This window comes from Mesorhizobium prunaredense (assembly GCF_900156895.1).
GTDB classification, from domain to species: domain Bacteria; phylum Pseudomonadota; class Alphaproteobacteria; order Rhizobiales; family Rhizobiaceae; genus Mesorhizobium; species Mesorhizobium prunaredense.
This window is the reverse complement of the sequence record NZ_FTPD01000053.1, coordinates 1-12,119: the sequence shown is the minus strand read 5'-3', so window position 1 is coordinate 12,119 and position 12,119 is coordinate 1. Positions and strand designations below refer to the sequence as shown.

At 59.3% G+C, this 12,119-nt stretch carries 7 protein-coding genes; 3 read left to right on the top strand and 4 right to left on the bottom strand.

The genetic code is table 11. The features are described 5' to 3' along the window. Positions 1 to 323 precede the first annotated feature (323 nt). Positions 324 to 965 carry a hypothetical protein gene (locus tag BQ8794_RS27480; protein ID WP_077381749.1) on the bottom strand — a complete coding sequence of 214 codons (642 nt, stop codon included), beginning with the start codon at positions 963 to 965 and terminating at the stop codon, positions 324 to 326. A 168-nt stretch (positions 966 to 1,133) separates the two neighbouring features. Here BQ8794_RS27480 and BQ8794_RS27475 point away from each other — a divergent pair, with 168 nt between their 5' ends. Genes BQ8794_RS27475 through BQ8794_RS27465 form a run of 3 tightly spaced genes read left to right on the top strand, consistent with a single transcriptional unit; the run spans position 1,134 to position 7,924 of the window. Further along, positions 1,134 to 5,555: a bifunctional RecB family nuclease/DEAD/DEAH box helicase gene (locus tag BQ8794_RS27475; protein WP_077381748.1), complete on the top strand. Its 4,422-nt coding sequence runs from the start codon at positions 1,134 to 1,136 to the stop codon at positions 5,553 to 5,555. Further along, complete coding sequence (locus tag BQ8794_RS27470; protein ID WP_143744718.1) at positions 5,552 to 7,585, top strand: hypothetical protein; 2,034 nt, start codon at positions 5,552 to 5,554, stop codon at positions 7,583 to 7,585. Before BQ8794_RS27475 ends, BQ8794_RS27470 begins: the two co-directional genes overlap by 4 nt. 27 nt (positions 7,586 to 7,612) lie before the next feature. Beyond that, a complete protein-coding gene (locus tag BQ8794_RS27465) occupies positions 7,613 to 7,924 on the top strand; it encodes a hypothetical protein (protein ID WP_143744717.1) in 312 nt (103 codons plus the stop codon). 17 nt (positions 7,925 to 7,941) lie between these two features. On the opposite strand, the gene BQ8794_RS27460 is transcribed toward BQ8794_RS27465, so the two are convergent. From BQ8794_RS27460 to BQ8794_RS27450, 3 genes are all read right to left on the bottom strand, one after another. Next, a complete protein-coding gene (locus BQ8794_RS27460) occupies positions 7,942 to 8,739 on the bottom strand; it encodes a hypothetical protein (protein WP_143744716.1) in 798 nt (265 codons plus the stop codon). Further along, positions 8,739 to 10,172 (bottom strand): dGTP triphosphohydrolase, encoded by a 1,434-nt coding sequence (dgt, locus tag BQ8794_RS27455; RefSeq protein WP_077381744.1) that lies wholly within the window; start codon positions 10,170 to 10,172, stop codon positions 8,739 to 8,741. Before dgt ends, BQ8794_RS27460 begins: the two co-directional genes overlap by 1 nt. Before the next feature lie 516 nt (positions 10,173 to 10,688). Continuing rightward, positions 10,689 to 11,891: a tyrosine-type recombinase/integrase gene (locus BQ8794_RS27450; RefSeq protein ID WP_077381750.1), complete on the bottom strand. Its 1,203-nt coding sequence runs from the start codon at positions 11,889 to 11,891 to the stop codon at positions 10,689 to 10,691. Positions 11,892 to 12,119: the final 228 nt, after the last annotated feature.

Below are 12,119 nucleotides of genomic sequence, written 5' to 3'. Positions count from 1 at the left end.
GAGCCGCGCCCAGCCGCCCACCGTTCGGACAACACCGCGCGGAGGCGCAACGAAGCGGTCTGTCCGCATTCACCCCAGAGCTCCAAATCCCCATAGCCATCGCCTGTGGCCCGCGGGTTCCTTCCTCGGGGACTTTCGTACGCCTGCCGGCGCCCGAAACCCTTCACGAAAGCAGAAGGGCGGCTTTCGGGCGCGACACTGGCAAAGCTTGCCGTTGCGAGAACGACAGCTCCTGCGCCGCCAGCACAGCGTCGTACCATACAAACCGCTAGATCGTGCTTTGCCAGTCGTACCCAGTCCGTTCGAGCGTCTCGGTCGACTGACTATTTTACGTTCATGTACATTGAGAATCCCACTCCGGTCCGCTTGAAGGCAATCTGAGCCATTGTGGTTTCACTGACCTGGAAGCCGTGCCGCGCAAACACTTCGTAGAGCCCTTTCCCGCCCACCACTAATGAGAGGCGGCTCACGGCTTGGTCTCGCGCTATGGCCTTAAGCCGCTCAATGAAGTCATCAAAAATGTGGAGCCCGTGGTAGTTCCGGAGGCCCTTCTCGGGCTTACCCCCTCCAACCGGCCGCCGATTGTCCGAGAACTCCACATCGGAAATGTGGATGTCGTCCGGAAAGCACTGAACCAGGGTCACGTCCACGAAGGACATCTCCGGATTGACCTCATTGAAGAAGCGAGTTGCTAGTACGTCCGTTACCGGCGGACGTCCGAGCTCCTTCTCCACGAACTCATAGATGCCGTTCATGCCGCTGTTGATGATCGGGGCGATCTTGAATGGCTGCTCCGCCACCTTGCGATGCACCATCTCATCCCAGACGAACAACGAGACCCCTACTACATCAGAGGGACGAACTCTTTGGAGCGTCGGCATATCCTCGGCCAGGACTTCTTCACGGACCTCCTTAAAGAGAGGCACGAACTTGTCCCGCGGTATTGCATTAGTCAATTTCGACATGACTTATCCCCTCGCGTACTGGTAAGGCACCATTTTCCTCATCCATTTTTTGAGCAGCGGATATTGGAAAGTCGATAATCTTTTGGAGCTCTTGCTTTAGTCCTTACTCGCAACGATTTTATCGTTTAGCACCATTTGGGGGAATCGGGCGCAAAAGGGGGCTGGCTAGTGTATCGTCTATCCAAAGGCGCGATCTCTAAATATATCCGCGGGGAGTGCCGCCGCCGTCTTCGTCTCGACCTCTATGCTGGGGGCGAGGCACGCCGGCAGGCGGATGCTCCACAAAAGGATACCGGTCGTCCAGGCCTGCAGCTTATCGCTGACCAAGGGCGCATCTACGAACGAGAGTGCTACTTCACTATCATCGACATCTTCGGTGCCGACTCCTCTCGGCACGGGAGGCCAAAGCCGTATGCTCGCGAAGAAGAACAGGCATATGAAGATCTTCCGCTAGAGGCCGCGCTCCAACACCTCCTGACGCCGGGGCATTTCGCCTTAGAGGTTTTGTACGAGGTCACGGACGGCTTCATTGCCGAGCATCACCTTACGGATCTGATTTCAGGCGAAAAAGGGGTGTCGCTATCATTCGGATCCAATCGGCCCGATATCCTGCTGTCGATGGCTCCAACCGGTAAGCCGCGGCGGGTGGTCGATGCCGGCGGACGCGTCACCGAAATCGACGCTACAGACACCCGCGTTGGATTGAGGATCATCGACGTCAAGTTGTCAGAGCAACCGTCGCCTGCACATTTTGCTGAACTCGCCTACTACGGCATGACGCTCGCTGGCTGGTTGGCGGACAAGGGATATGCCAGCCATTTCGCGGTGCTGGCAGACGCCGCGATCTGGCCGGGCTCGCATGAAGGCTCGGCCATCCGACAGTTGGAGGCCGAGGAGATGAGCCGCGGCACATTGGTGCGGGATAGGGCCGCGTACCATGTGCGGTTCAAGCTCGACCTCGAAACGATGCCGGCCGAGGTCGTGCTCGGGCGTGTCGTTCGCTTCTTGGCACACGACCTTCGGCAAGTGATCGCGCCACTCGATTGGCGGGACCTGCCCATTCACATTAGCAGTCGGTGCATCGGCTGCGACTATCTGGGCCTGCCCTGGACCCGATCCGGGAAAGAGCTGAACGATATCGACAAGCGGTATTGCTCTCCAACCGCGGAACAGGAGGACCACCTGAGTCGGCTCGCCGGGCTCAGTGAAGGTGCTAGCGGCAAACTCGTGAGCGTCAACGTCAGGACGATCGACGATTTGGCAAAGCTCTCGCCCAATAGCAAGGTGTTCGAGACCCACCAAAATCTCAAGGCGTCCCGCCACATCGTCCAAGCACGGGCTAGTACTCTCAAGCGCCGGGGAGAAGCTCGGTTGCCGGAGAGGACGGGCACGTCGGCGATGATGCCGCGCTTTAGCGATGTACGGGTCGCACTTTCGGCCGATTTCGACGTCTCGACCGGCATCAGTTTCGCCCTGGGGTGCCAAGTGGAGGCTTATATTCCGACTTCGGTCAGGCACGATCCAAGCACTGGTGAAGTGACACGGACGGCATGGGGGAAGATACTGGTCAATGGGACGTTCGAGCGCTGGGACCAGTCCCGACTCATTCTCGACAAAACGGTCCGCGCCGAGGGCGAGGTCTTCCTCGACTTCTTAACCCGTTTGCGGGACAAGGTGCTCGATTATCGAGACCGCATCAGGAAAGCCCGGGATGAGATCGCCGGCGAGCAGAACTACAAGCCCTCGATCCAGTTCTACCTATGGGACATGCTCAATTTCGAGCAGTTCTGTCGAATGATGGGGCGCCACCTCGAGCTGATTCGTACTGCCCCAGTCGACAAAAAGAAGCGTGGCTCCGACCTATCCCCTATGGCCTGGATCTTCCCGCCTGAGGCGGTAGTGCAGGAGGCTGAGAACGTCGAACGCAATTCGCCGATCACCATCGTTGGCGAGATGGTCCGGCTGCTAGCTGCGGACATTCCATACCATTATGGGCAAGGCTTGATCGCCAACGCTTACCGGCTGCCTGTCGCAGCCGATAGGAAGCCATTCGACTATCGGCAGCATCCGTTCTTCGCGGACCCTCTCTCGGATCAGATTCCATCCGAACGCGGCCATGAGGTCTGGGCGGGGAACAAGAGCCCGTTTAAGGACCAGACGCCGGACGATTTTCGGGAGGAGCTGCGCCGTGTGGTACGGCAGCGCCTGGACGCGACACTCTCAGTCGTCAACCGACTACGGTCCGACCTCGACAAATCCGAGGACACCAAGCTCACCGCTGAGGCACCCGCCATAGATCGGGTTTTTGGCGACGGCGATCGCCTGTCTGCGGTCGCTCAGGATCTTCAGGTCATCTACCAGCATGCCCGGCTCATGAATGCTGCACAGACACTGGAAGTCGACCTGCAGATGGCGACGCCGCCGTTTGAGCGGGAGGCGCGGTTCCAGAGCGTACGGCTAGAGCGCCGGTTGGAAGCCGAAGCAAGAAAGGAAGAGCTCCGGCGGCAGATGCTCGGCCGGCTGTCATCCGACAACGCGGTCTGGGTTTTCCAGATGTCCGAGCGTTCGACCGAGGCCAAGGTTAGGGAGAACGAGTTCAATCTATCCCTGATGCCAGAGGACTGTCTGCACATGCAGCATTGGACACTGAGCAAGCTGGCGAACACCTATCCGGACATGGCTCAGCACATCCCTGACTGGCAGTTACGCCAGCAGATGCGGAAGGCCTGCAAAGTCACGTTGATCAGGTTCGATCGCGTGCGTCGGATCGTGGTCGTGGCGGCCGACGACATTCTGTACCACCTCGTCGATTACGGTATTTTCGACCTCAATTTCGAGGTCGGCGCCTGCAAGTTGCGTTACGGGATAATTGATCCACTGCATATCGACTACTTCGTGGGTCCGAGGTTGAAGCCGGCGCTCTCCTCGATCGGTGTGCCCCAGATCGCTGTCGATGACCCGCTCGTCGATGCACGACGGGTCATCCGCTCGGGCGGCGCCTCACCCCGCATAAAGGATACCGGCAGCGCGGCCGTGCCGTTCCTGTGGGAGGCGGACATTCTAGCCCGACCCGTCATCAAGCACGTTGGTGCTGCTCTCGCGACCGTTCCTGCGCAGGTCTTGGAGAACGCCTCACAGGTCCAGGCCATAACCAATGGCCTAACGCGGCGCTTGAGCCTGCTCTGGGGACCTCCGGGCACCGGCAAGAGCGAAACGTCCGCAGCGTTGGTCGTAGCGTTGGTCGCTCAGGCTCACAGTGAAGGCCGGAATATCCGCATCGCCATCACTGGGCCTACGTGGGTGGCGATTGAAAACGTAATGCGAAAACTGCCAGAGCGCCTCAAAGGACAGGATGTCGTGTTCGGTCGCCTCAAGTCTCCCGGCCCCTCCGACGCCAGCATCGATCCGGCGTTGCGTGATTATGTGGTCCCCACCAACCCCACCGACGCGAAGGCGCAACAATTGCTTGAGCGGCTTGAGAAGGGCGGCACGACTGTATTGGGTGCGACGGCACAGCAACTGGGCAAGCTAAGCCGCCTTCGCGACAAAGGCGACACCCTGCCTCTGATTGACTACCTTCTGATCGACGAGGCCTCGCAGATGGACGTCGCCCATGCCACGGTCACATTCAGCGCCTTGGCTGCGGGCTCCAGTGTCACGGTAGTTGGCGACAATCTGCAGATGGCCCCGATCCACCCGATCGATCCGCCAGTCGGCGCCGAGCACGTTGTCGGCTCGATCTACGATTTCTTCCGCAATTACCGGAAAGGTCAGACCAACCAGGACGGCAGCTCACGCTCCATCGAGCCGACCATGCTCGACCTCAGCTACAGGTCCAACAGCGAGATCATCGAGTTCGTATCGTCCACAGGCTATCCCGGTCTTCGGGCGAAGGACCCGAACAAGCGCATGGGACTCGCCGAGCCGGTGCCAACTGAACGCCCGATGACGCTGCCGGCGGAGCTGCCATGGTCACCGTACGTCGCCAGAATTCTAGATCCGAGCCACCCCCTGGCTGCCGTCATTCACTCGGATCAGTTCAGTAGCCAGCGCAACGACGGCGAGGCCAAGCTCGTCGCCTCTATGGTGGCAGGCCTATACAGACGGCTGATCGATCCGATGACTGACCAGCCCTTTGTCGGCGGCGCCTTCTTCAGGAGGGGGGTCGGTATCGTCACGCCCCACCGGGCGCAACAGTCGGCGGTGCTTGAAGCACTGATGCTGGCGCTGAATCTCGACCAGGAAACCGCCGAGGAGCTCTACCGCTCAGTCGATACCGTCGAACGCTTCCAGGGCCAGGAGAAGGAAGTGATGTTTGCTTCCTTTGGCTTGGGCGACGGCGACCAGATCGCCAGCGAGGAGGATTTTCTCTACGACCTCAATCGCTTCAATGTCATCGTCTCTCGAGCCAAGACCAAGATGATCGTTGTGCTCAGTCGCCGCCTGGCGGACTATTTGCCTCGGGACATTAAAGCGCTGCGCGATTCGCGACTGCTCAAAGATCTGGTGTATGGTTTCTTGCAGACCGGATCGACATTTTCGATACCGGGGCTCGAGGACCTCGGCGAGTGCGAGTTGAGGGTCAGATGAGCGTTGGGCTGCCGGAACAATCTTTGTTGGATGCCGGCATCCTTCCGGTTGGCGAGATCGCCCAGATCGCCAAACGCGAGGGTGTCCGCCCACGGCCCGCGTATCAGTCACACAGATGGTTTGCCCGCCGGCTCGCCGTCACCGCACGGTCGCTTGCCGTTGCTGCCACCACGCCTTCCGACCGCAACTTCTGGTCCGCCTATTACGGCGACGCGAGCTGCGAGGGCGTCTGTGTGCTAGACCCATTCATGGGCGGGGGCGTAATGCTTCTCGAAGCTTCGCGACTCGGCGCAGACATCTTCGGGACAGACATAGAGCCGGTGGCCGCCGCTGTGTCGGATTTCCAGGGCCGCCTCAGCCAGCTTAACGACCTTGGACCGATACTCGAAGCCCTCAAGGCAACGGTCGGGGCCGAGCTTGCCCAGTACTACAAAGCCACCGATGCCGAGGGTAACGAGGAGACCCTCTTGCATGCCTTTTGGGTGCAGCAGCATATGTGCTCCAACTGCGAGCACACCTTTGATGCGCACCCGACCTTACGTCTGGCCTGGAATGACGACGCCAAGCGTGAGTGGATCATATGCCAGGACTGCGGAGAGATCGCGGAGAGAACCAAAGCCAAGAGGGGTCACCTATGTGCGTGCGGTATCAAGACGATGCCTTCGACCGTGAGGCTCGATCACGGCGCCGCCGTTTGCCCTTGCTGCGGCACGAAGGACCGGTTGATCGACGTCGCGAAGTCAACCGGCACCGGACCGCAATTCAGGCTGTTCGCCGTCGAAACGATCCCGTCCGGCATCGAGAAAAAATACCCGAACGTCCAGCGTCGCATCCGCAAGGCAACATTTATGGATCTAGCTGTGTTCGCGAAAGCCGCAGCTCGCCTGGCGTATGAGCTCGAACTCGATTCCGAGTTTCTGGCATGTGGTCCGATCCCGAAAGAAGGCCGATCCGACAACAGGCTAATTCAGTACGGCTACGCCGACTACGGCGATCTGTTCGGCGCTCGGCAGAAACTGCATCTGGGCCTGCTGGCCCGCGAGGTTTCGAAGCTCGATGGTGCTGTTGGCGAAGCGATGAAGATCGCTTTCTCCAACCACCTCACGACCAATAATATGCTCTGCGCGTATGCGGGCGGATGGCGCCGGCTTACCGGGCTGTTCTCGATCCGCGCCTATCGGCACATCGCTCGGCCTGTTGAGCTCAATCCCTGGCTCGAGAGGAATGGACGAGGCACTTTCCCCAATGCCGTCCGCGCCGTGCAACGGGCTGCCAAAGCGATGCGGGAAGCCACCGAGCCGACCATAGCCGACGGCACCCGAACCGTACGCTGGTTCAAGCCGGGCAGCTGGGACGTGCGGTGCCGGGATGCTCGCAATCTGGAGCACATCGAAGCCGAATCCGTCGACTTGGTTTTGACCGATCCACCGTATTTCAACTACATCGCATATTCCGAGCTAGGGCACTTCTTCGTGCCGTGGATGGTGCGCTTCCGCATTGTCGACACTGAGCATCTGTCCGCGTTTCCGTCTGGCCAGTTAGCTAAGGCTGGCTCCGGCCTGTCTGCAGCAAAGGCTTTCGGTGAAAGCCTCGGCGAGGCCATGAAAGAGGTGCGCCGGGTCTGCAAGCCTGACGCAAGAATTGTGTTCACCTACCAGAACCTTGATGGCCGTGGCTGGCAGTCATTGGCCTCAGCCTTGGCCGTCGCGGGCATCCGTCCAATTCGAGTCTGGCCGATGTACGGCGACAGTAGCGGCGGGCTGCATAAGCGAGCCAACTCGATCTCTTGGGACTGCGTGGTTCTATGCCGTCAAGAGCGCTGCGCATCTGTCGATCCAGTGGTCGATCATGCTAGTGCTGGGGCCGTCGAGGCGGAGGCGTGGAGCAAGCGGCTGCTCCAGGCCGGCCATAAGCTTGCCCCCGGAGACATCCGGAACCTGACGCATGCAGCTAGCATGGTCGAGGCCTTCAATCGTGCTTTCACCGAAGCGGCAGCCCATGAAGCCGAGGGCGTGCGGAGCGAGGTCTAGGCGGGGTCGCTGGAAAGGTGGGAGACGATGAGTAGAGAAATTCTCGAGCCGGCATTTGAACTGATTGTCGCCACTATGAAGCGGGCGGCCGCTGAAAAATCAGTGGCGATCGCCGAGGCCGAGGCGAAGCGACACGGTCTGATCGAACTCGGCGACGGAACGCCGTCGCAACTCTATAACTGGGAGCGTAAAGTGGACTCATGGACCCTCGCGTTCACCTGGCGCTGGTACGACCTATCCAAGGCCTTCTCCATCCAGCCGGACATGAACATCATGTCGCTAAAACTCGCTGACAGGGAAATCGTTGTGCGACGAGAGGAGGAGCGATACGAGGACTAGTCATCCTCTGGGCGGAGTTAGTCCTCGCGCCAGCAATACCGATCTCGTGTAGCTTTGTGCCGCTTTCTGTTGATCACATGCTCGAACTGCAGCCCCTGAGAGGTCTCGTAGCAATGCAGATCGCCCAAAGCGACCTCGAGATCGAGCTCGCGCGTGAAGCGGTACTGCCCGCCATGGGCGCGAGCATACTGAACAACAGCAGCACCGTGCTCGGCCAAGCCAGCAACCAGGTACTCCGCGAGCTTGGGCGAGAGATCCTGCTGCCAGTCGAACAGCACCCGAAGCGTTCGAACGAGCGCGCCGACCTGATGCGGATTGGCCTCTAGGTTTATGTCGACCACGCCGCGATGGAGGTTTGACCAGAAGGAGCTGGACCGGCTGATGGTAGCAGTCCGGCAGTGATAGACGACAGCGTCGCAGTCGAAGAAGGTCGTCTTGACCAGATCGGTTAACGACTGAACAGCCACGTGGCCGGTACTCACGGCCCAGGTCTTCTCAAGTGCCCAGATGTCGAACTCGAACCGGCCGTATCGCAGACGATAGCCGCCAAATCGGTTGCGCTCCGCGCGCATGGGCCGCAGCACGTCGTCGAGCGCGCCCGGCGGGGCGTCCACCACGACATCGACATCGGAATTGAAGGCTGCGCTGTCGCCCGCACGAGCAAAATCGCGCGGCATGCCGCCGAATATCCCGACCTCGCCCACAGGCTCCAGGAGGTCAACCAGACGACCGATATCGGCTCCATCCCGTCCCCGAATGAAGCGTGCGATGCCCGAGCTAAGTTGGAGATCGCGCGGGTGTGCGTCTGCGTGCATCAGGCGGCACCCCTCTTGCTAAGGTCTTCGAGCAGGGAAACCGCGAATGTGTCCGTCATACCGGAAATCATATCGGTCACAAGCTGCAACTCACGGTACCGGAGGGGCATCTTATTGCGATCGCTGGTGGCTACACGGCGATAGTTCTCCGAAATCCGCGAGTAAACATAGCTCGAAAGCGGCGGTCGCTTGGAGCCAATCGAATCTGCATCCCTGCGACCCTGAATCGCCTTCCAGAAAATATCCATAAGGCCATGAATGGTCTGGTGCCCCTTGAGCTCCACCTCCAGAACCTGACGATGCGTGTAGATGTAGGTTTTGGCAAATTTTTTGAGGCACTTCCACAGGTCCACCGCGTTGGACGCACCCATCAGCTCGCCCTCGAATGTCCCGCTCATGATCGCGTCGTAGTTGTCCACGAAGGCGTCCGTAGCAGAAAGCACCATCACACCTATCGTCGTCACGCGCCACATTTGCAACGTGATGTCGTCGAGTTCGGCTGCGGAGAGCGACTCTTTCCGGAACTCCTCGTGTCGGTCTTTTGCCTTCATAACCACGTCAGCGACAACCCTGTCGTCGGCACCGGCGTGCTCCAGATAGCCTATTAGGCTATCGAAATTGACCAAACCCTTTTTGGCGGCGTCCTCGATGTCGACTACCGAGTAGGCGATGTCGTCGCACGCTTCCATGATGTAGGTGAGCGGGTGGCGAACGCCCTCTGCGAGACCAGTGACAGACCAGACTTCATGGGCGATTTCTGCCTCGGATTGGAAGAAGTTGAATTTCTTGCGGGCCTGTACCTTCTCGTCGATTCGGTCTGATGGGCTTGGATACTTCATTAGCGCTGCAAGAAACGCGTAGGTCATGTTTAGCCCGAAGTCGTCGTTGACTATCTGCAGGCGGGTGAGCAGCCGGAAGGCTTGGGCGTTGCCCTCGAACTCAAGAAAGTCCGCCTTTTGTGCCGCGCTCAGGTCAGCGAAGAACTCGGGATCCTTCTCGCTCTTGCTATTCATCCAAGATCGGATTGCCGCTTCGCCCTGGTGACCGAAGGGCGGGTTGCCAAGATCATGCGCCAATCCAATTGCCTCTAGCAGCGCAGGTATATTTCGGGGAGCGTTCAATTCCTCTGGGAATCGGATTTTTTCTGGGTAGGCGTAGACGAGTGCGGTGCCCAAGCTCCGAGCCATGTTGGCGACCTCATGACTATGGGTCAGGCGGGTCCGAACGCTATCATGGGCCTCAAGCGGGAAAACTTGGGTCTTATCCTGCATGCGGCGGACCGGCGTCGAGAATAGTATCCGGTCGTGGTCGCGTTCCAACTCAGTGCGATGCTCGACCGCCTTAACGTGCTGGGAGCTCGTCGGTGTCTGCCTCTTGACACGATCTTTCCGTCGTTCCGAGTTGAGCAGGTATCCCCACTGCAGTTCAACCACTGCCAATCCTTTCTGTTTACGTTTCGTTCTCGCTCAAGCACGCCGATTCGTCAACCGGAGCAGCTCTGAACATCAAAGCACATTGCTGGTTAAGGCAAGGCCTACAGGGTCGTCTCTGACGACTATTGGTGGCTCAGCGCGAAATTCCTTCTCTATCGCGCGTACCTATCTCATTGCGGGCTGGTAAGCGCGCCTGGCGGCGGGCCGTCGTTCTCGATTCGCAGCTGAGACCTTTAGCGTGGTCGCTGGAGATGTTTGCTATCAAGAAGCGGCAAAGACGATCTCTACGACCGATACGCGGCGCAAAGCTCACTTTCACTTCCCGCCATGCATGGGCCGAATTCGAGGCAGAATGCTTGGCTTCACTGGAAATTTGGGCAATGTTAATGTGTCCCGCAAGCGGGAGGGATCACCCTCTCGCAGAGTTTAATTCAGTACAGTGGTAAGCGCTGCAAATCACCATTCGTCTTGGTCATTGGGTTCGCCAGACCATAGGTGGCCCAGTTTTAGCGGTCTTCAACCGCCGGTAATTTTCACCCGCGCGTTTTTGCTCTCGAGTTCATCCAGATAATCGGCCCACCATTGCATCATCTTTACGCGCTCTTCCCAGTGCTCTGCCCGGGCGTAGGCGCGACGAACGTCGTTGTTCTCAACATGGGCCAGCTGCCGCTCTATGGCGTCCGGATGCCACTTTCCGCATTCGTTTAGCAGAGTTGATGCCGTTGCTCGAAAACCGTGCGCGGTAGCTTCTTCCTTACCGTAGCCCATGCGGCGCAGGGCGGCGTTAAGCGTGTTGTCGGAAATCGGACGCGAACCCGATCGAACACTAGGAAACAGCAGCAACCCACCACCAGAGATTTCTCTAAGTGAGGTCAGGGCGCTGACGGCCTGCGTTGCAAGGGGTACGCGGTGCGGCCGTCGCATCTTCATGCGTCCTTCAGGGATGGTCCAAACCGAGCTTTCGAAATCGAACTCGTCCCATCCGGCCGCGCGCAGCTCGCCGGGGCGGGGAAACAGCAGGGCCATCAGCTTCAGGGCGGCTCGGGTTGTAGGCTGTCCGTCAAATGCATTGATCGCCCTCAGCAAGCCTCCCAAGGCCTTGGGATCGGTAACCGCGGCGCGTGGCGTGACCGTCGGACCGACGAGTGCGCCCCTCAGGGAGACCGTCGGATCTACATCGGCGCGTGCGGTTGCGATTGCATATCGAAACACGCTGCCGATGGTGGAGCGCAGTCGCCTGGCCGACTCGTATCGACCGCGAACCTCCACGCTGCGGAGAGCGACAAGAATTGTGGCCGGATCGATCTCCCGAACGCTTTTGTCCCCAAACGTTGGATAGGCAAAGTCGAGCAACCATTTGACCTTGGTGATGGTCCGGTCGGCACGTCCCTCCTTCTTCAGCTTGTCGACGTAGTCCTCCGCGATGGACCGAAAGGTGTCCTCTGCCGAAGCCTTTTGCAACTTACGCTCTTGTGCGGGGTCGATGCCACGTAGGAGGAGACGTTTGGCGCTATCGCGCGCCTCGCGTGCCTCAGCGAGGGAGATGAGGGGATAGCTGCCCAACGCCAGAAGCTTCTGCTTGCCGCCAAAACGATAGGCGAGGCGCCATAGGCGAGATCCAGTAGGCTGCACCCAAAGTTGGAGCCCGCCACCGTCAGTCAATTTCACGAGCTTGGAAGCGGGTCGGGCATTTCGGCATTTCACGTCGGAAAGGGCCATTTCGGGACCTCCATCTGGCTGCATCGATACCACCAGGATCTCCAATACCAGCGAAAATACCACCCCCCCGCCTCGTTGGACCAACTACGCCGAAATTCCCCAAAACCCGACCATTGGCGCTTTACGCGCCGAAATCGGTAAGGATTTCAGCTGGTTGCCGAAACAGAAGCGTAGAAGCTTCGGCGTAAGGGACTGTCGAGAGAAGAGGGGATGGTGCCCAGAGGCGGA